20 protein-coding genes are annotated in these 19,239 nt (G+C 71.5%); 12 read left to right on the top strand and 8 right to left on the bottom strand.

The window, feature by feature from the left end; genetic code table 11:
* The first annotated feature begins 39 nt into the window (after nt 1–39).
* Complete coding sequence (locus tag ABR738_RS10005; RefSeq protein WP_350229615.1) at nt 40–1,083, top strand: zinc-dependent alcohol dehydrogenase family protein; 1,044 nt, start codon at nt 40–42, stop codon at nt 1,081–1,083.
* A gap of 51 nt (nt 1,084–1,134) precedes the next feature.
* Here the strand turns inward: ABR738_RS10005 and ABR738_RS10000 are convergent, their stop codons facing one another.
* The gene (locus ABR738_RS10000) at nt 1,135–2,676 is read right to left on the bottom strand and encodes a S8 family peptidase (RefSeq protein ID WP_350229614.1); all 1,542 of its coding nucleotides are present in this window, start codon (nt 2,674–2,676) and stop codon (nt 1,135–1,137) included.
* Nucleotides 2,677–3,047: 371 nt separating this feature from the next.
* On the opposite strand from ABR738_RS10000, the gene ABR738_RS09995 reads away from it, so the two are divergent.
* The 3 genes from ABR738_RS09995 to moaA all read left to right on the top strand — a co-directional run bounded on the left by ABR738_RS09995 (nt 3,048) and on the right by moaA (nt 6,192).
* Nucleotides 3,048–3,413, top strand: coding sequence for a DUF485 domain-containing protein (locus tag ABR738_RS09995; protein WP_350229613.1), 366 nt, complete (start codon nt 3,048–3,050; stop codon nt 3,411–3,413).
* Nucleotides 3,410–5,038, top strand: a complete 1,629-nt coding sequence (locus ABR738_RS09990) for a monocarboxylic acid transporter (protein WP_350229612.1) — start codon at nt 3,410–3,412, stop codon at nt 5,036–5,038. The genes ABR738_RS09995 and ABR738_RS09990 overlap by 4 nt, the downstream gene beginning before the upstream one ends.
* A gap of 164 nt (nt 5,039–5,202) precedes the next feature.
* Nucleotides 5,203–6,192 (top strand): GTP 3',8-cyclase MoaA, encoded by a 990-nt coding sequence (gene moaA, locus ABR738_RS09985; protein WP_350229611.1) that lies wholly within the window; start codon nt 5,203–5,205, stop codon nt 6,190–6,192.
* On the opposite strand, the gene ABR738_RS09980 is transcribed toward moaA, so the two are convergent.
* The gene (locus tag ABR738_RS09980) at nt 6,175–6,417 is read right to left on the bottom strand and encodes a hypothetical protein (protein WP_350229610.1); all 243 of its coding nucleotides are present in this window, start codon (nt 6,415–6,417) and stop codon (nt 6,175–6,177) included. The two genes, moaA and ABR738_RS09980, sit on opposite strands and share 18 nt — an antisense overlap.
* 204 nt (nt 6,418–6,621) lie before the next feature.
* Nucleotides 6,622–7,011, bottom strand: a complete 390-nt coding sequence (locus ABR738_RS09975; RefSeq protein ID WP_388457451.1) for a DUF3099 domain-containing protein — start codon at nt 7,009–7,011, stop codon at nt 6,622–6,624.
* A 202-nt stretch (nt 7,012–7,213) separates the two neighbouring features.
* Here ABR738_RS09975 and ABR738_RS09970 point away from each other — a divergent pair, with 202 nt between their 5' ends.
* Complete coding sequence (locus tag ABR738_RS09970; RefSeq protein WP_189961347.1) at nt 7,214–7,489, top strand: GlsB/YeaQ/YmgE family stress response membrane protein; 276 nt, start codon at nt 7,214–7,216, stop codon at nt 7,487–7,489.
* A 95-nt stretch (nt 7,490–7,584) separates the two neighbouring features.
* Here ABR738_RS09970 and tyrS read toward each other — a convergent pair whose 3' ends face one another.
* The 3 genes from tyrS to ABR738_RS09955 form a co-directional block, all read right to left on the bottom strand.
* Complete coding sequence (tyrS, locus tag ABR738_RS09965; protein ID WP_350229609.1) at nt 7,585–8,853, bottom strand: tyrosine--tRNA ligase; 1,269 nt, start codon at nt 8,851–8,853, stop codon at nt 7,585–7,587.
* 90 nt (nt 8,854–8,943) lie between these two features.
* On the bottom strand, nt 8,944–10,353 hold the full coding sequence (locus ABR738_RS09960; RefSeq protein WP_350229608.1) for a metallopeptidase TldD-related protein: 1,410 nt from the start codon (nt 10,351–10,353) through the stop codon (nt 8,944–8,946).
* Nucleotides 10,350–11,894 (bottom strand): TldD/PmbA family protein, encoded by a 1,545-nt coding sequence (locus ABR738_RS09955; protein WP_502964216.1) that lies wholly within the window; start codon nt 11,892–11,894, stop codon nt 10,350–10,352. The genes ABR738_RS09960 and ABR738_RS09955 overlap by 4 nt, the downstream gene beginning before the upstream one ends.
* A 223-nt stretch (nt 11,895–12,117) precedes the next feature.
* Here ABR738_RS09955 and fabG point away from each other — a divergent pair, with 223 nt between their 5' ends.
* The 3 genes from fabG (at nt 12,118) to ABR738_RS09940 (ending at nt 14,274) form a co-directional block, all read left to right on the top strand.
* Nucleotides 12,118–12,837, top strand: coding sequence for a 3-oxoacyl-[acyl-carrier-protein] reductase (fabG, locus tag ABR738_RS09950; RefSeq protein WP_350229606.1), 720 nt, complete (start codon nt 12,118–12,120; stop codon nt 12,835–12,837).
* A 4-nt stretch (nt 12,838–12,841) separates the two neighbouring features.
* Nucleotides 12,842–13,603, top strand: a complete 762-nt coding sequence (fabI, locus tag ABR738_RS09945; RefSeq protein ID WP_350229605.1) for an enoyl-ACP reductase FabI — start codon at nt 12,842–12,844, stop codon at nt 13,601–13,603.
* Between the two features lie 299 nt (nt 13,604–13,902).
* Nucleotides 13,903–14,274 carry a hypothetical protein gene (locus ABR738_RS09940; protein ID WP_502964061.1) on the top strand — a complete coding sequence of 124 codons (372 nt, stop codon included), beginning with the start codon at nt 13,903–13,905 and terminating at the stop codon, nt 14,272–14,274.
* Nucleotides 14,275–14,342: 68 nt separating this feature from the next.
* Here ABR738_RS09940 and ABR738_RS09935 read toward each other — a convergent pair whose 3' ends face one another.
* Nucleotides 14,343–15,026: a FadR/GntR family transcriptional regulator gene (locus tag ABR738_RS09935; protein ID WP_350229604.1), complete on the bottom strand. Its 684-nt coding sequence runs from the start codon at nt 15,024–15,026 to the stop codon at nt 14,343–14,345.
* A gap of 139 nt (nt 15,027–15,165) precedes the next feature.
* Here ABR738_RS09935 and ABR738_RS09930 point away from each other — a divergent pair, with 139 nt between their 5' ends.
* The 4 genes from ABR738_RS09930 to ABR738_RS09915 all read left to right on the top strand — a co-directional run bounded on the left by ABR738_RS09930 (nt 15,166) and on the right by ABR738_RS09915 (nt 17,670).
* Nucleotides 15,166–16,452 (top strand): CynX/NimT family MFS transporter, encoded by a 1,287-nt coding sequence (locus ABR738_RS09930; RefSeq protein ID WP_350229603.1) that lies wholly within the window; start codon nt 15,166–15,168, stop codon nt 16,450–16,452.
* Between the two features lie 30 nt (nt 16,453–16,482).
* Entirely contained in the window at nt 16,483–16,599 is a 117-nt protein-coding gene (locus ABR738_RS09925; protein ID WP_350229602.1) for an SGM_5486 family transporter-associated protein, read from the top strand.
* Nucleotides 16,600–16,850: 251 nt separating this feature from the next.
* Nucleotides 16,851–17,057, top strand: a complete 207-nt coding sequence (locus tag ABR738_RS09920) for a hypothetical protein (RefSeq protein WP_350229601.1) — start codon at nt 16,851–16,853, stop codon at nt 17,055–17,057.
* Between the two features lie 94 nt (nt 17,058–17,151).
* The gene (locus ABR738_RS09915) at nt 17,152–17,670 is read left to right on the top strand and encodes a SixA phosphatase family protein (protein ID WP_350229600.1); all 519 of its coding nucleotides are present in this window, start codon (nt 17,152–17,154) and stop codon (nt 17,668–17,670) included.
* 74 nt (nt 17,671–17,744) lie between these two features.
* Here the strand turns inward: ABR738_RS09915 and serB are convergent, their stop codons facing one another.
* Nucleotides 17,745–18,998, bottom strand: coding sequence for a phosphoserine phosphatase SerB (gene serB, locus ABR738_RS09910; RefSeq protein ID WP_350229599.1), 1,254 nt, complete (start codon nt 18,996–18,998; stop codon nt 17,745–17,747).
* Nucleotides 18,999–19,239: the final 241 nt, after the last annotated feature.

The following is a 19,239-nucleotide window of genomic DNA, read 5'->3' as shown; positions in this document are numbered from 1 at the left end:
CCGCCCCGAACCACCCCCTGACCGGCAAGGACCTGCACCATGCGCGCCACCGTCATCCACGCCCCCCACGACATCCGGGTGGAGGAGGTGGCGGACCCGAAGGTCCAGATGCCCACCGACGCGGTCGTCCGCGTCCTGCGCGCCTGCATCTGCGGCAGCGACCTGTGGGCCTACCGCGGGGAGTCCGCCCGCAAGCCGGGCCAGAGGATCGGGCACGAATTCCTCGGCGTCGTCGAGGAGGCCGGCTCCGAGGTGCGCGGCCTGCGCACGGGCGACCTGGTCGTCGCACCGTTCGTCTGGTCCGACGGCACCTGCGACTTCTGCGCCGAGGGCCTGACCACGTCCTGCCCGCAGGGCGGTTTCTGGGGCTCGGTGGGCTCCGACGGCGGCCAGGGCGAGGCCGTCCGCGTGCCGTTCGCCGACGGCACCCTCGTCAAGCTCCCCGCCGACGCCGCGTCCGACGACCACCTGCTGACCGCGCTGCTCGCCCTGTCCGACGTCATGGGCACCGGACACCATGCGGCGCTCGGGGCGGGTGTCAGGCGCGGCTCGACGGTGGCCGTCGTCGGCGACGGTGCCGTCGGCCTGTGCGGGGTGCTCGCCGCCAAGCGCCTGGGCGCCGAGCGGATCATCGCGCTGGGCCGCCACAAGGCCCGTACCGACATCGCCGAGCTCTTCGGCGCCACCCACGTCGTGGCCGAGCGCGGCGAGGCCGCCGTGGACGCGGTGCGCGAACTCACCCGCGGCCAGGGCGCGCACGCCGTCATCGAAGCCGTCGGCACCGAGCAGTCCATGCGCACCGCCGTCGACATCACCCGCGACGGCGGCGCCATCGGCTACGTCGGCGTGCCGCACGGCAGCGGCACCGGCCTTGACCTCGGCGTCATGTTCGACCGCAACATCGCGCTGCGCGGCGGGGTCGCGCCCGTGCGCACCTACATCCCCGAACTGCTCGCCGACGTGCTCGACGGCACCATCGACCCCTCCCCGGTCTTCGACCTCACCGTCGGCATCGAGGGCGTGCCCGACGGCTACCGCGCGATGGACGAGCGCACCGCCCTGAAGGTCCTCGTCAAGCCGTAGGACGCGCCGAAGGGGGCCGCCCGCCGGCGCGGACGGCCCCCGACTCGGTTGCTAGCGCACGGCGTTGAGGGCGTCGGCGATACCCGCCCCGTAGAAGCCGTTGTAGAACGTGGCGCCCCGGCAGACCGCGTCCGCCGTCCCGTCGCCGTCGATGTCGTACGGCTTCGGGCACGGCGTCCGGTCCGCCTGGAGCGTGAGCAGCGCCTTGATCGCGGCCGCCGACGCGTGCGGGTGCGTCGACTTCAAGAGGGCCGCCACCCCCACCACGTGCGGTGTCGCCATGGACGTACCGGCCATGTAGGCCCAGCTGCCGCCGGGGACGGGGCCGAGGATCAGGCCGCTGGTGGCCGGGGCCTTCGGCGGCTGGTAGGCGGTCGAGTCGCCGCCCGGGGCCGCGATGTCGATCACGCCGAGCCCGTAGTTGGAGAACGACGACTTCAGGCCCTTGGCGCCGGTGGCCGCGACGGTGACCACGCCCGGCAGCTGGGTCGGGATGTCCAGGCACTCACGCGGGTCGATCACCCGGCTGCCCGGGGTGGCGTCGTCCGGGCTCGACGGGTCGGTGATCGTGGCGGACGTGAAGTCGTAGTTCTCGTTGCCGGCCGCCGCCACGTTCACCGTGCCCCGGGACTCGGCGTACCTCGACGCCCGGGTGATCGCCTCGACCAGCGCCTTCTGGTCGGGGTCGTTCTTGCAGTTGAAGTACCAGGGGTCGGTGTAATAGCTGTTGTTGGTGACGTCGATGTGGTGCTCGGCGGCCCACATGAAGCCGCAGACCACGGACTCCGTGTAGAAGAAGCTGCCGCCCTGCGTCGACACCTTGATCGCGGCGATCCTCACGCCGGGCGCCACCCCGGTGATGCCCACGCCGTTCTTGGCGCCCGCGATCTCGCCCGCGACATGGGTGCCGTGCGGTGAGCCGCCGGTGGTGAAGGGGCGCCAGGCGCCGTCGGTGGTGTCCGGCTTGCCGCTGATGCAGCTGACCGACTTGGACCGGTCGAAGTTCGGCGCGATGTCGGGATGGGTGTCGTCGACGCCTGTGTCGATCACGCCGACGGTGACCTTGGAGCTGCCCAGGGTCTTCTCGTGCGCCTTGTCCGCCTTGATCGCCTTCAGGTCCCACTGCAACGGCTCCAGCGGGTCCTCGCCGGGCGCCGCCTTGGCGGACACCGCCTTCAGCTCCTCGGCGGTCAGCTTCTTCGGCGTGCCCACATCGGTGGTGGACTGCGCGGGCAGCGGCGCGGTCCGGCTCGCCCCGGCCGAGTCGACGCCTCTGACCTCGCGGATGGTCTTGGCGAAGTCCGCGTTGGCGGAGCGCACGACGAGGACGCCTATCCGGTCGTACGCCTGGAGGACCCGGCCGCCGGCCTCGGTGACGGCCCTTTGCACCCGGGCCGAAGTGCCCTGCCCGGGGCGGAGGTTGACGATGTAGCTCAGCTCGGGCCCCGCGCTGTCGCCTGCCTTCGCGCTCGACACGGCGGGGGCCAAGGACGCGGCGGTCGCCGTGCCGGGGAGCAGCGCGAGCGCGGCGGCGGTGGCCAGACCCGCCGTCAGGGCGACGGCGCGGCGCGTACGGGAGATGTGCAACGTCATGGGGTCTCCATGGGGTTGGCGGAACTCTCGGTACGTACGTACGGATGTGAGGGACGGCGGCCGGGGCCGCGGGCCGTCACGGGCCGATCGAGCAGTGAAGCTATCGCCGATCATCTCGAAGGATCAACGATTTGCGCCGAGTCCGCGCGGAAAGTCGCTCGCTCGCCCCGATACCCCACGCGATCACGCCACGCGCCGGCCGGGGACCGGCCACCCCCGGGCGCACGCGCGGCGGAGCAAAAGACGGCCGGGGTGAACCGGGGCGGCCCGTGCCCCGTGCCCTTGTCGGGGGGACCGCATCCCCGTCCCGCCGCGAGGACCCCATGCCAGACCTGCCCCTGCCCGCCGCATCCGCACCGCGAGGAGATTCTGTGGCCACCGACGCGTCACCCCCCGAAACCGGGACGGTCCCCGGCCCGGCCGGGCCGAGCACCGAGGCGTTCGTCCTGGAGCAGCGGAGCGCCGAGTTCGGTGAACTCCGGCGCGCCCACCGCTCGTTCGCCTTTCCGCTGACCATCGCCTTCATCAGCTGGTACCTGCTGTACGTGCTCCTTTCCAACTACGCGGGCGGCCTGATGGCCACCAAGGTCGTCGGCCACATCAACGTGGCCTTCGTCTTCGGCCTCGCCCAGTTCCTGACCACCTTCCTCATCGCCTGGTTCTACTCGCGCCACGCCTCGGCCCAGCTCGACCCCCGGGCCGAGGCCATCAAGTCCCGCATGGAGGACGACGTATGAGCACCGCCCTCATCCCCCTCGCCGCCTCCTCGACCACCGAGCACCGGCCGTTGATCATCACGCTGTTCGCGGTGTTCGTCGCCGCGACCCTCGCCATCACCGTGTGGGCCGGTCGCCAGACCAGGAACGCCTCCGACTTCTACGCGGGCGGGCGCCGCTTCACCGCCTTCCAGAACGGCCTCGCGGTCTCCGGCGACTACATGTCCGCCGCGTCCTTCCTCGGTATCGCCGGGGCCATCGCGCTGTTCGGCTACGACGGCTTCCTCTACTCCATCGGCTTCCTGGTCGCCTGGCTGGTGGCGCTCCTGCTGGTCGCCGAACCGCTGCGCAACTCCGGCCGCTACACGATGGGCGACGTGCTCGCCTACCGGATGCGCCAGCGCCCGGTCCGCACCGCCGCCGGCGTCTCCACCATCGTCGTGTCGATCTTCTATCTGCTCGCCCAGATGGCCGGCGCGGGCGTGCTCGTCTCGCTCCTGCTGGGCATCACCACCGACGCCGGCAAGATCCTCATCGTCGCCCTCGTCGGCGTCCTGATGATCGTGTACGTCACCATCGGCGGCATGAAGGGCACCACCTGGGTGCAGATGGTCAAGGCGGTGCTGCTGATCGCGGGCGCCATCCTCATGACCTTCCTGGTGCTGCTCAAGTTCCACTTCAACATCTCCGACCTGCTCGGCTCGGCGGCCGAGAAGAGCGGCAAGGGCTCGGCGTTCCTCGAACCAGGCCTCAAGTACGGCGCGAACGGCACCTCCAAGCTGGACTTCCTCTCGCTCGGCATCGCGCTGGTGCTGGGCACCGCCGGCCTCCCGCACATCCTGATCCGCTTCTACACCGTGCCTTCGGCCAAAGCCGCCCGTAAGTCGGTGAACTGGGCGATCGGCATCATCGGCGCCTTCTACCTGATGACGATCGCGCTCGGTTTCGGCGCGGCCGCCCTGGTGGGACCCGCCGCCATCAAGGCGCAGAACCCGGCCGGCAACACGGCGGCGCCCCAGCTCGCCGAGTATCTGGGCGGCGGCGTCGGCACCACGGGAGGCGCGACGCTGCTCGCGGTGATCTCGGCGGTCGCCTTCGCGACCATCCTCGCCGTCGTGGCGGGCCTGACCCTCGCCTCGTCGTCGTCCTTCGCGCACGACATCTACGCCAACGTCATCCGCAGGGGAAAGGCGACGGAGAAGGAGGAGATGAGGGCCGCCCGCTGGGCCACCGTCCTGATCGGCGCGGTCGCGATCCTGCTCGGCGCGTTCGCCCGCGACATGAACGTGGCCGGCCTGGTCGCGCTCGCCTTCGCCGTGGCCGCGTCGGCGAACCTGCCGACCCTCCTGTACAGCCTGTTCTGGAAACGCTTCACCACCCAGGGCGCCCTCTGGTCGATCTACGGCGGCCTGTTCAGCTCGGTGTTCCTCGTCCTGTTCTCGCCGGTCGTCTCCGGCAACCCCAAGACGTCGATGTTCAAGGGCGTCGACTTCCACTGGTTCCCGCTGGAGAACCCGGGCCTCATCTCCATCCCGCTGGGTTTCCTGCTCGGCTGGATCGGATCGCTCCTGTCCAAGGAGGAGCCCGACCTGGGCAAGTACGCCGAGCTGGAGGTGAAGTCCCTCACCGGCATCGGCGCGCACTGACGTACCTCCGCACGGAACGTGGCCGAGAGCGTGTCGTAGGGTCCTACGACACGCTCTCGCCGCACCTCGTCGCAATCGGCCCCCGTCGTTGTCGTACGTCTCGCGTAGGCTCGAATGTGTACGCAAGATCCGATGGACGTCCGAGACAGGGGAGGGGGCCCACAGTGCTCATCGACACCTACGGCCGTGTGGCCACTGACCTGCGCGTTTCGCTGACAGACCGCTGCAATCTGCGCTGTACGTACTGCATGCCGGAAGAAGGCCTGCAATGGCTGGCCAAGCCCGACCTGCTGACCGACGACGAGATCGTCCGCCTCATCCGCATCGCCGTGACCGATCTAGGGGTGAACGAAGTCCGCTTCACCGGCGGTGAGCCGCTGCTGCGGCCGGGGCTGACCGGGATCGTGGAGCGCTGCGCGGCCCTGGAGCCGCGCCCCCAGATGTCGATCACCACCAATGGCATCGGGCTCAAGCGCACCGCGGCCGCCCTGAAGGCGGCGGGTCTCGACCGCGTCAACGTCTCCCTCGACACCCTGCGCCCCGAGGTGTTCAAGACGCTGACCCGCCGCGACCGGCACAGGGACGTCATCGAGGGCATGGAGGCCGCCCGGGCCGCGGGCCTGGCCCCGGTCAAGGTCAACACCGTCCTGATGCCGGGTCTCAACGACGACGAGGCGCCCGACCTGCTGGCCTGGGCCATCGAGCACGACTACCAGCTGCGTTTCATCGAGCAGATGCCGCTCGACGCGCAGCACGGATGGAAGCGCGACGGCATGATCACCGCCGGCGACATCCTGGCCTCGTTGCGTACGCGCTTCACGCTCACCCCCGAGGGCGACGACGAGCGGGGATCGGCGCCCGCCGAGCGCTGGGTGGTCGACGGCGGCCCGCACACCGTGGGCGTCATCGCCTCGGTGACCCGGCCCTTCTGCCGCGCCTGCGACCGCACCCGCCTCACCGCCGACGGCCAGGTCCGCACCTGTCTGTTCGCCCGCGAGGAGTCCGACCTGCGCGCCGCCCTGCGCTCGGACGCGGGGGACGAGGAGATCGCCCGGCTGTGGAAGGTGGCCATGTGGGGGAAGAAGGCCGGGTCCGGTCTCGATGACCCGACCTTCCTCCAGCCCGACCGGCCGATGTCAGCGATCGGCGGCTGAGCCCGGCGTCCGCTGCCACGCGGCGAGCGTCACGACATCCTTCAACATGCCCCGTACGCCCAGGAATTGGGACAGGTGCTCGCGGTGCTCCTCGCACGCGAGCCATGTCTTGCGCCGCTCCGGCGTGTGGATCTTGGGGTTGTTCCAGGCCAGGACCCAGACGGCGGCGGCACGGCAGCCCTTGGCGGAACAGATGGGGGTCTCGTCGCTCGTCTCGTCACTCACAGAGACATTGTGCGGCATGGGCCCCGTACACCCCCGTACACATGGCGACGCCGAGCAGCCACGGGGGGAGCTGCCCGGCGTCGGTCCGTCGCTCCGACGGGGGATGCGGAGCGCCTACGAAGTATGTCATGGGGGACCCGGTGTGGTGCACCGGAACTTCATGATTGATCTGAGGTTTTCTTGAGCTTGGCCGAGGGTGACCGATCAGCCCTGCTCACGGGAGGGCGGCTCGTGGTCACCGGCCGCCGGTGACGAGGGCGACTGCGCGCCGCCGGCCGCCGGAGCCATGCCCAGCGCCGGACGCGAGGGCGCGGGGATGAAGGTGGAGGGCAGCGAAGTCACGTTCTCCCGGCCCGCGTTGGCGAACACCACCGCCACATACGGCAGCAGGGCGCCCAGGGCCAGCGTCACGATGGCGACGGGACGCTCGACGTTCCACAGCACCGCCGTGAGGATCACCGACACCGTGCGGACGGACATCGAGATCACATAGCGGCGCTGGCGCCCCCGGACGTCCTCGGCGAGCCCCTGACGGGCCCCGGTGATCCGGAAGACCTGACCGCTGCTCTGCTTCCGCACCACGTTGTCCACCACCCGGCTTCCACGGCGGGCTCTCCCCGGCCCTGACTGCTCACCACCGTACGCCGGGGCTCCGGCGCGTTCGAGACCGGGGCCGTACCAAAGCGCGCGGATGCCCCGGTACCCGCCCCGTATGGACGAGTCCGACATGCGCCGTACGGGGTACGGGCGGACACTGGCTGGACCCGCTCACGTCGAGCCGCACTAGGAGGCACCCATGGGCTGGTTGTGGGCCATCATCGTCGGATTCGTGCTCGGTCTCATCGCCAAGGCGATCATTCCCGGCAAGCAGCACAGTCCGCTCTGGCTGACCACCATCTTCGGCATCATCGGCGGCATCGTCGGCAACTCGATCGCCCGGGCCATCGGTATCGCCGAGACCAAGGGCATCGACTGGGGCCGGCACGGACTGCAGATCGCGGCCGCCGTCGTCATCGTCTTCCTCGGCGACATGCTGTACATGGCGCTGCGGGGCAACAAACAGCGAGCCTGAGGGCACGCCGAAGGGGGCGGTTCCGCCGGGAACCGCCCCCTTCTCGCGCGCCCGGATCCGGGGCGCGTGGGCCGCTCAGGCCCGACGACTTCGACTCAGGCGCCGACGACCTCGATGGCCGCCAGGTTCTTCTTGCCCCGGCGCAGCACCAGCCAGCGTCCGTGCAGCAGTTCCCCGGCCGTGGCCACCGCGTCCTCGGCGGTCACCTTCACGTTGTTCACGTAGGCCCCGCCCTCCTTCACGGTGCGCCGGGCCGCCGACTTGCTGGCCACCAGGCCGACCTCGGCGAACAGGTCGGTGACCGGGCCGAGCTCGGACACCTTCGCGTTCGGCAGCTCGGACAGGGCGGCGGCCAGCGTCGCCTCGTCGAGTCCGGCCAGGTCGCCCTGGCCGAACAGGGCCTTGGACGCGGCGATCACGGCCGCGCACTGGTCGGCGCCGTGCACCAGCGTCGTCAGCTCCTCGGCCAGCGCCCGCTGCGCGGTGCGCGCCTGCGGCCGCTCCCCGGTCAGCTTCTCGATCTCCTCCAGCTCCTCGCGGGACTTGAAGGAGAGGATGCGCATGTAGGTCGAGATGTCCCGGTCGTCCACGTTCAGCCAGAACTGGTAGAACGCGTACGGCGTGGTCATCTCCGGGTCGAGCCACACGGCCCCGCCCTCGGTCTTGCCGAACTTGGTGCCGTCCGCCTTGACCATCAGCGGCGTCGCCAGGCAGTGCACCTCGGCGTCCGGCTCCAGGCGGTGGATCAGGTCGAGCCCGGCGGTGAGGTTGCCCCACTGGTCGCTGCCGCCCTGCTGGAGGGTGCAGCCGTAGCGCCGGTACAGCTCAAGGAAGTCCATGCCCTGAAGCAGCTGGTAGCTGAACTCCGTGTAGCTGATGCCCTGTTCGGACTCCAGGCGGCGGGCGACCGAGTCCTTGGTGAGCATCTTGTTGACCCGGAAGTGCTTGCCGATGTCCCGCAGGAACTCGATCGCGGAAAGACCCGCGGTCCAGTCCAGGTTGTTGACCATCACGGCCGCGTTCTCGCCCTCGAAGGACAGGTACGGCTCGATCTGGCCGCGCAGCCGGTTCACCCAGTTCGCGACCGTCTCCGGGTCGTTCAGGGTGCGCTCGGCGGTCGGCCGGGGGTCACCGATCTGGCCGGTGGCGCCCCCGACCAGGGCCAGCGGACGGTGGCCCGCCTGCTGGAGCCTGCGCACGGTCAGCACCTGCACCAGGTGGCCGACGTGCAGACTGGCCGCGGTCGGGTCGAAGCCGCAATAGAACGTGACGGGACCGTCCGCGAGAGCCTTGCGCAAGGCGTCCTCGTCGGTGGACAGCGAGAAAAGCCCGCGCCACTTCAGCTCGTCGACGATGTCCGTCACGGTTGCGGGTCTCCTTGGGATAGTGCTGGGTCGGACTGTTTCCGATGGTTGGGGTCCGGTCGCCGGGCTCCGGTGGTCAGTCTAGGCGGGTCACACTCCCTGGCTGACCGAGCTCATGTTGAAGTCGGGCACGCGCAGCGCGGGCATCGCGGCCAGGGTGAAGTAGTCGCTCCACTCCCGGGGCAGGGTCTGCTCGGTGCGCCCGACCTCGGTGGCACGCGACAGGAGGTCCACCGGCGACTCGTTGAAGCGGAAGTTGTTGACCTCGCCGACCACCTCGCCGTCCTCGACGAGGTAGACGCCGTCGCGGGTCAGGCCGGTCAGGAGCAGCGTGGCCGGGTCCACCTCGCGGATGTACCACAGGCAGGTGAGCAGCAGCCCCCGCTCGGTGGCGGCGGCCATCTCCTCCAGGGAGCGCTCGCCCCCGCCGTCCAGGATCAGGTTCCCGGCGGCCGGCGCCACGGGCAGACCGGTGAGGCCGGCGCTGTGCCGGGTGGTGACCAGGTGCTCGAGGCGGCCCTCGCGCATCCACTGCGTCGCGCCGACGGGCAGGCCGTTGTCGAACACCGACTGCGTGTCGCCGGAGGCGTGCGCCACCAGGAACGGCGCGTACTCAAGGCCGGGCTCGCGCGGGTCGCTGCGCAGCGAGAGCGGCAGGCGGGCCAGGGCGTCGCCGACGCGGGTGCCGCCGCCCTGGCGCGAGAAGACGGTCCTGCCCTCGGCCGCGTCCCGGGCCGCCGCCGACCAGATCTGGTAGATCAGCAGGTCGGCCACGGCGGTCGGCGGCAGCAGCGTCTCGTAGCGGCCGGCGGGCAGCTCCACGCGCCGCTCGGCCCAGCCGAGCCTGCGGGCGAGCTCGTCGTCGAGGGCGGCTGGGTCGACGTCGGTGAAGTCGGCCGTGGCCCGCCCGGCCCACGCCGAACGTTCGTGGCCGCCCGAGGCCGCCGGAGACTTGGCGTTCATCTCCAGGGTTCCGCCGGGCTGGTCGTGGCGCAGCCTGAGGCCCGTGGAGGTGCCGAGGTAGGTGGAGGTCAGCTCGTGGTGGGCGAAGCCGTACAGCTCGCGCCCGCCGGAGCGGGCCCGGGCGAAGGCCTCGCCGAGGGCGGGCGCGAAACCGGCGAACACCTCGGAGGAGGTCTCGGCCGGCGCGTCGGTGAAGTGCGCCGACACCGGGACCCCGGTGACCAGCGGCTGGGCGTCCTCGGCGGGCCCCGCGCCGCGCGCCGCCGCCTCGGCGGCCCGTACCAGCGGCTCCAGCTCCTCGGCGGTGACCGCCGAGCGGGAGACGACCCCGGAGGCGGTGCCCTCGGCGCCGTCCACCGTCGCGATCACCGTCAGGGTGCGCCCGCGCGTCACGCCGTTGGTGGTCAGCGCGTTGCGGGCCCAGCGCAGGTTGGCCGAGGAATGCTCATCGGCGATGACGACACAGCCGTCGGCGCTGGACAGCTCAAGGGCCCGCTCGACGATCTCGTGGGGCTTGAGGGGGGAACGGGGGCTCATCGGCCGGCCTCCTGCGTGGTGTTCAAGATGGTGACGCCGCGGAACAGGGCGGAGGGGCAGCCGTGGGAGACCGCCGCGACCTGGCCCGGCTGGGCCTTGCCGCAGTTGAACGCGCCGCCCAGGACATAGGTCGAGGGGCCGCCGACCCGCTCGAGGGAGCCCCAGAAGTCGGTGGTCGTGGCCTGGTAGGCGACATCGCGCAGCTGGCCCGCCAGGCGCCCGTTCTCGATGCGGAAGAAGCGCTGGCCGGTGAACTGGAAGTTGTAGCGCTGCATGTCGATCGACCAGGAACGGTCCCCGACGACGTAGATCCCGCGCTCGACGCCGCCGATCAGCTCCTCGGTGGTGGGCCCCTGCGGGTCGGGCGCGAGCGAGACGTTGGCCATCCGCTGGACCGGTACGTGCGCGGGGGAGTCCGCGAAGGCGCAGCCGTTGGAGCGGCCAAGGCCCGTCAACTGGGCGATGCGGCGGTCGAGTTGATAGCCGACGAGGGTGCCGTCCTTCACCAGGTCCCAGGACTGCGCCTCGACTCCCTCGTCGTCGTACCCGATGGTGGCGAGCCCGTGCTCGGCGGTGCGGTCACCGGTCACGTTCATCGCCCGCGAGCCGTACGCCAGCTTGCCCAGCTGGTCGAAGGTGGCGAAGGAGGTGCCCGCGTACGCCGCCTCGTAGCCGAGCGCGCGGTCCAGCTCGGTGGCGTGGCCGACCGACTCGTGGATGGTCAGCCACAGATTGGAGGGGTCCACGACGAGGTCGTAACGGCCGCTCTCGACGGCGGGCGCCCGCATCTTCTCGGCCAGCAGCGAGGGGATCTCGGCGAGCTCGGCGTCCCAGTCCCAGCCGGTGCCGGTCAGATACTCCCAGCCGCGCCCGGCCGGCGGGGCGAGCGTACGCATCGAGTCGAACTCGCCGCTCGCGCGGTCGACGGCGGTCGCGGTCAGCACCGGGTGCACCCGCACCCGCTGCTGGGTGGTCACGGTGCCCGCCGTGTCCGCGTAGAACTTGTTCTCCCGCACGCTGTAAAGCGAGGCGTCCACGTGCTCCACACCGTCGGCGCGCAGCAGCCGCGCGCTCCAGTCGGCGAGCAGCGCGCTCTGCTCCTCGTCGGACACCGTGAACGGGTCGATCTCGTAGGAGGAGATCCAGGTCCGGTCCGCGTGCACGGGCTCGGGGGCGAGCTCGACCCTCCCCCACTGCCCGAAAGGCGTGGGAGGTGCCCCCGCGTCGGAGCCCGCCGCCGCGATGACCCGCGCGGACAGTTTGGCCATGGCGACCGCGCGCGAGGCCACCTTGGCCGCCGCGTCCATCGTCAGATCGACGCCCGAGGCGAACCCCCAGGCCCCGCCGTGCACCACGCGGACCGCGTAGCCGAAATCGGTGGTGTCCGACGAGCCCGCGGGCCGGGCGTCGCGCAGCCGCCGGGCCGCGCCGCGCACCCGCTCGCAGCGGAAGTCGGCGTGCTCGGCGCCGAGGGCGCGGGCCCGGGCCAGCGCCGCGTCGGCGAGCGCCCGCAGGGGCAGCGCCGTGAAGGCTTCGTCGATGGAATGGGTCCCAGAGGGCACAGCATGTCTCCTGTCGTATGAGACCGGTCGCCCCCGATCATGTCGCGCCCGGACGCGATGTGACTACGCCCTTTCGCGGCGGCCTTCTGTAGGGACCCCACAGCGCTCGTAGCGTGCCGCTGTCAGGGCTCGATTCCTCGTAACCGGGGCGGTACCGATAGTTTTGCGTGCGTACGAATCCGCCTATCGAAAGGGTGATCCGTTGAGCCGCTCGGTTCTCGTCACCGGAGGTAACCGGGGCATCGGCCTCGCCATCGCCCGCGCTTTTGCCGAGAGCGGCGACAAGGTCGCGATCACGTACCGCTCCGGAGAGCCGCCGGCCGCGCTGGCCGAGCTGGGCTGTCTGGCCGTCAAGTGCGACATCACCGACACCGAGCAGGTGGAGCAGGCCTACAAGGAGATCGAGGACAAGCACGGTCCCGTCGAGGTCCTGGTCGCCAACGCGGGCATCACCAAGGACCAGCTCCTGATGCGGATGTCCGAGGACGACTTCACCTCGGTGCTCGACACCAACCTCACCGGCACCTTCCGTGTGGTCAAGCGCGCCAACCGTGCCATGCTGCGCGCCAAGAAGGGCCGCGTGGTGCTGATCTCCTCGGTCGTGGGTCTGTACGGCTCGCCGGGCCAGGCCAACTACGCCGCCTCCAAGGCGGGGCTGGTGGGCTTCGCCCGGTCGCTCGCGCGTGAGCTCGGCTCCCGGAACATCACGTTCAACGTCGTCGCGCCCGGTTTCGTCGACACCGACATGACCAAGGTGCTCACCGACGAGCAGCGCTCCGGCATCGTCTCCCAGGTGCCGCTGGGCCGCTACGCGCAGCCCGAGGAGATCGCCGCCGCGGTGAGGTTCCTCGCCTCCGACGACGCCTCGTACATCACTGGAGCCGTCATCCCCGTTGACGGCGGATTGGGCATGGGTCACTGATCACATGAGCGGAATTCTCGACGGCAAGCGCATCCTCATCACGGGTGTGCTGATGGAGTCCTCCATCGCCTTCCACGCGGCCAAGGTCGCGCAGGAGCAGGGCGCGGAGATCATCCTCACCGCGTTCCCCAGGCCCACCCTGACCGAGCGCATCGCCAAGAAGCTCCCCAAGCCGGCCAAGGTCATCGAGCTGGACGTGACCAACCAGGAGCACCTGGACCGTCTCGCGGGTCTGGTCAAGGACGAGCTGGGCGGCCTGGACGGCATCGTCCACTCGATCGGCTTCGCCCCGCAGGGCGCCTTCAACTTCCTGGAGGCCAGCTTCGAGGACGTCTCGACCGCGATGCACGTCTCGGCGTACTCCCTCAAATCGCTCACCATGGCCTGCCGTCCGCTGATGCCGAACGGCGGCTCCGTCGTCGGTCTCACCTTCGACGCCCAGTTCGCCTGGCCGAAGTACGACTGGATGGGCCCGGCCAAGGCCGCGCTCGAGGCGACCTCGCGTTACCTCGCCCGCGACCTCGGCAAGGAGAACTTCCGCTGCAACCTGATCTCGGCCGGGCCGATCGGCTCGATGGCCGCCAAGTCCATCCCGGGCTTCGCGGACCTGGCGGAGGTCTGGAACAGCCGCTCCCCGCTGGAGTGGAACATGGCCGACCCGGAGCCGGCCGGCCGCGGCATCGTCGCGCTGCTCTCGGACTTCTTCCCGAAGACCACCGGCGAGATCATCCACGTGGACGGCGGCGTGCACATGATGGGCGCCTAGGGGGTGTCTGATGGACCATGGCCGGGGGTGCGGCGTCTGGCACGGCACCTCGCGGCGTTGCCGAATCGCCCCGATAGCTCCGCTATCAAGACGCTCCGGCGCCTTGCGATGCACCGCACCAGACGCCGCACCCTGACCGACCCTGATCCACCAGACACCCCCTAGCACCCACCCGAACGCACCACGGCGGCCGCCCCCCGGACCCTTCCGGCGGGCGGCCGCCGTGCGTGCGCCGCCACTTCCCCGCAGACTGGGCGAAACGGACCCGCCGGACGGCCGGCCGGGGAGGAGGTGGGGACGTGCACCCGCTGCGTGTCGGACAGCGCCGGGCCCTGGCCGTGCTCTTCCTGCTGCTCGCCGCGGCGGCCGGTCTCGCCGCGCCGTCGGTGGTGCGCGCGGCCACCGCCCCCGAGGCCGCGCCGGTGGCGCCGCCCGAGCCGTTCGGCGCGGCGTGCCGGACCACCGTGCGGGGCTCGCACGCCGTGGTGTACTGCCACAATCCCTATCCGGACGCCGACCGGGTGCGCCTGCACACGGACTGCGCGATGTGGTGGGACCTGGACGCGGACGCGGCGCCGGTGGAGGTCGGGCCCGGCGGGACCGTGCGGCTCACCGACCGGTGCTGGAAGTCCGTGCGCGCGGTGTGGGTGACGCACGAGAAGGTGACCTGAGCGGGGACTGTACGGCCGGCGCGACGGCGCGCGGGTCCCGGCCCCCTCCCTGGCGTTCAGGGCGCAGCTCAGCGGCCCGCGAGCCGTTCCGGCAGGCAGATGAAGGCGTGGGACGCCGCCTCGGACGCGGCGGTGTCCGCGTCGCCGCGCCGGATCGCGTCGACCATGCGCCCGTGGTCCATGTGGTGCTCCGGCGTCATGTCGAACGCCACGTCGTCGCGCAGCCAGTCGCGCAGCAGATGGCCGAGATCCGCGTACAGCTCGGTCAGGACGTCATTGTGCGAAGCGGCCACGACCGCGAGGTGGAGCGTGGCGTCCGCCGTGATGAAGGCCTCGCGGTCACCGGCGGCCCAGGCCTGCTCGCGCCGTTCGAGCAGCGTGTCCAGCTGTCCCAGCTCGCGCTCGGTACGCCGGTCGGCGGCGAGGGCGGCCGCCGACGACTCCAGCGTGGAGCGCAGCTCGGCCACATGGCGCGGATCGGCGTCGGCGAAGCGGCGCTGCATCACCCCGGCCAGCTCGCTCGTGGCCACCACATAGGTGCCCGAGCCCTGCCGGATGTCGAGCAGGCCGTTGTGCGCCAGCGCCCGGACGCCCTCGCGGACGGTGTTGCGCGCCACCCCCAGCTGCTCGACCAGCTCCGGCTCGGTCGGGATCCGCGACCCGACCGCCCACTCGCCCGAGGTGATCTGGTTGCGCAGCTGGGCGATCACCTGGTCGACGAGGGCGGACCGCCGGGGCGAGCTGAGTGTCATGGTGCTCCTGTCCGAGTGAGGGGTGGGTCGGTCCCCGGGTCGGGCCGGGGTGGATGGACGGCGGACGGTGTGCGGCTGGGGCGAAACGGTACCGCGCGGGATTGGACAACCAATCATCCCATGATTCTATGATGGCACCATGTCCGACGAAGAGACCGCCACCCTGCGCCCCGCGCCCACCGCGCCCGCCGCCCCATCGGAGCACCCGGCCGCCCCGGGCCGGACGCCGTCGTGGACGCGCTGGCTCGTGCCGCTCGCGCTCGTACTCGCCGCCGTCAACCTGCGCCCCGCCATCACGAGCCTCGGCTCGCTGATGAAGGAGGTCACCGGCGGCCTGCACATGAGCGGCGGCATCGCGGGCGTCCTGACGTCCGTGCCCGCGTTCTGCTTCGCCGTCTTCGGCATCATGGCGCCGCGCCTGGCCCGCCGCTTCGGACCCGGCGCCGTGGTCTTCGCCGGCATGACCGCCATCACGGCGGGACTGCTCCTTCGCCCCTTCGCCGGCGGCACCGTCACCTTCCTGGCGGCCAGCGCGCTCGCCCTGATGGGCATAGCCGTCAGCAACGTCCTGATGCCGGTGATCGTCAAGCGGTACTTCCCCGACCGCGTCGGCTCCATGACCGGCCTCTACTCGATGGCGCTGGCCGCCGGCACCTCGCTGGCCGCCGTCACCACCGTCCCCGTGACCGACGCCCTGGGCGGCAGCTGGCGCCAGGGGCTCGGCGTCTGGGCGCTGCTGGCCGTCGTGGCCGTCGCCGCCTGGATCCCGCTGACGCGCGACCGCTCGGGACACATGGACCCGGCGCCCGGCGTCCAGGACGAGGCGGGGCCCGCACCGCGCATCACCCGCAGCGCCACCGCCTGGGCACTGGCCTGCTTCTTCGGCCTCCAGGCCACCGGCGCCTACATCACCATGGGCTGGATGCCGACGATCTTCCGTGACGCGGGCGTCTCGGCCGGCACGGCGGGGCTGCTGCTCTCCCTCACGATGGTCATGGGCGTGCCGCTCGGCTTCGTCATCCCCTGGCTCGTCAACCGGCTGCGCAGCCAGGGCCCCATCGTCATCGCGCTCGGCACGTGCGGTCTGGCCGGCTACGCGGGCCTCTACTTCGCGCCGGCCTCGGGCGCCTGGGCGTGGGCGCTGCTCCTCGGCATCTCCAACTGCGCCTTCCCGCTGGCCCTCACGATGATCAGCAAGCGCTCGCGCAGCCACGCGGGCGTGGTGCGCCTGTCCGCCTTCGCCCAGTGCGTGGGCTATCTGCTCTCCATCCCGGGCCCGCTCCTGGTCGGCGTCCTGCACGACCGCACCGGCGGCTGGGACCTGCCCATCGCCCTGATGGCCGGGCTCATGGTGCCGCAGCTCGTCGTGGGCGTCCTCGCCGGACGCGACCGTACGATCGAGGACGAGGCCGGGGCCCGGCGATAGCGGGCCAAACCGGGATGCGACACTGACCGCATGCCAGTGCTCGAACCCAATCCGCAGGACAGCCACAAGAAGCTGCTGCTCGTGCTCGGCGCGATGCTCGCCGTCACGGTCGTCGTCGCCATCATCGCCACCATCGCCTCCCCCTGACCGTCCGACCACGCCTGACCGGTCCGGCCCGTCAGGCCCGCCTGATTCGTCCGGCCCGTCCGGATTGTCACACCCCGCCGTCCCGCGCCGGCCGGGGTGGGGGTAGCCCCCGCGTCCCCTAGGGGGCCAGGGTCAGGGTGAAGTGGGTGGGTCACCGGATGGGCCGGCCCTCCGTGGATCCGTACCTTCTGAAGTGCGGCGAACGGCCCGTTCGCCCGCGGCACTCGAAGACGGAACGCACGGAGGCGGTCATGTCGGCGCACACCCACCCCAGGTCCCCCCAACCGGGCGCCGGTGGCGTCGACTTCAAGCTGCCGTGGTGGGGCATGGTGCTGCCCGCGATCGCGTTCTTCGCGCTGCTGGCCCTCGTCTTCGGATCGGGCGACGCCCACGCGGTGACCGGCGACGCGACCCTCACCCACCTCGTCGACCGCCTCCAGCAGGCCCTCGCGCGCTGACCCGCACACCCCCGCGCCGCCCCGGGCGCGGACGCCCCAGCGCGGCCCTCGCACCCCTGCGCCCACCGACTGGATCCATGCGAAGCTGGAGAGCATGAGCGCCGACACACCGCACAGGATCGTCCTCCTCCGGCACGCCAAGGCCGACTGGCCCGACGTGCCCGACCACGAACGGCCGCTCGCCGAGCGGGGCCGGGCGGACGGACCCGTCGTCGGCCGGCGCCTCGCCGAGAAGGGCATCGAGTTCGACCTCGCCCTCTGCTCCACCGCGGTCAGGACCCGCGAGACCTGGAAGCTCGTCGTGCCGGAGCTCGCCCAGCGCCCCCGGACGGTGTACGAGGACCGGATGTACGAAGCCTCGCTCGGCGAGTTGATCGCGCTGGTCAACGAGGTCTCCGACGAGGTCGGGGACCTGGTGCTCATCGGGCACAACCCCGGGACGCACGCGATGGCCGACGCGCTCGCCGGCTCGGCCGACGGCGACACCCTGGCGCGGATGAACCGCAGCGGCTTCCCGACCGCCGCCTTCGCCGTGCTGGCCTTCGAGGGCCCCTGGAAGTCCGTCGAGCACGGGACGGCAAGGCTCGTCGACTTCTGGGCGCCGCACGCCTGAACCCCGGCCCGACCGCTCCACACCGAAGGCCCCGGCGCACGCCGGGGCCTTCGGTGTTCCCGCGCGGCGGTCCCTCAGTCCAGGACGCCGTCGGCGGCCTCGACCTCTTCGCGGGTGATGCCGAGCAGATACAGGACGGTGTCGAGGAAGGGCACGTTGACCGCGGTGTGCGCGGCCTCCCGCACCACCGGCTTGGCGTTGAAGGCGACACCGAGACCCGCCGCGTTCAGCATGTCCAGGTCGTTGGCGCCGTCGCCGATTGCCACGGTCTGGGCCAGCGGCACCCCGGCCTCGGCGGCGAACTCCCGCAGCAGCCGCGCCTTGCCTGCCCGGTCCACGATCTCGCCGGTGACCCGCCCGGTGAGCGTGCCGTTCTCGATCTCCAGGGTGTTGGCCGAGGCGAAGTCCAGCCCCAGCTCGTCCTTGAGCGCGTCGGTGATCTGGGTGAACCCGCCCGAAACCACGCCCACTTGATACCCGAGCGCCTTGAGCGTACGGACCAGGGTGCGCGCACCCGGGGTGAGCCGGACCTCCGCGCGCACCTTGTCCACCACCGAGACGTCAAGGCCCCGCAGCAGCGCGACCCGGGCGTGCAGGGACTGCTCGAAGTCCAGCTCGCCGCGCATCGCGGCGGCCGTCACCTCGGCGACCTCGTCCTCGCAGCCGGCGTGTGCCGCGAAGAGCTCGATCACCTCGTCCTGGATCAGCGTGGAGTCCACGTCCATCACCACGAGGCGCTGGGCCCGCCGGTGCAGCCCCGCCGAGACGACCGCCACGTCCACGCCGCGGGCCTTGGCCTCGGTCGCAAGGGCGGTGCGCAGCGTCGCGGTCGCCACGCCCGACACGGCGAACTCCACGGCGGTGACGGGGTACTTGGCGAGCCGGAAGATGCGGTCGATGTTGCCGCCGGTGCCGGCGATGCGGGCCGCTATGGCCGCCGTGGACTCGGCGGTCAGCGGGTGGCCGAGCACCGTGACGTGCGAACGGCCGCTGCCGCGCGGCCTGTTGTCACCGATGCCGGAGATGATCTCGGCTTCCAGCTTCAGCGACTCGGCCCAGCTGTGCACGGTCGCGCGCAGCTCACCGGGGGAGGCCACGGTCGGCTCGGTGACGAGCGCGCACAGGACGAGGCGGCCACGGGAGACGACCTGCTCGATGTCCACGACATCGACGGCGTAGGCGGCGAGGGTGTCGAAGAGCCCGGCGGTGATGCCAGGGCGGTCCTTGCCGAAGATCTTGACGAGGAGGGTCGGTACGTCAGAGCTCTGACCGGCGGACGACTGGCCGGCGGGAGGCAGGCCGGCGGGGGGCAGGGGCGATGGCGTCATGGTGCCTCCACCGTATCCGGCCGCGCCGCGCCTCCCGCACGCCGTCCCGCCCTGCGGACAGCGCCCCCTCCAACGGCCCCGCACCGGACCGGGCGTGGCCTGAAACCGACGGCCCCACCGTCCGGTCGTGGCCGCGCGCGGCGGCGCGACCGGGGCGCCGGGCCCGCCTGCGCCTCCGGGGCGACTTGCGCCGCTTGATGCGAAGAGCCCTTTTTGGCAGGGCCCTGTTGCAGGAACGCGA

It is taken from the genome of Streptomyces sp. Edi4 (assembly GCF_040253615.1).
Taxonomy (GTDB): Bacteria; Actinomycetota; Actinomycetes; order Streptomycetales; family Streptomycetaceae; genus Streptomyces.
This window is presented reverse-complemented; position numbering and strand designations above follow the sequence as displayed.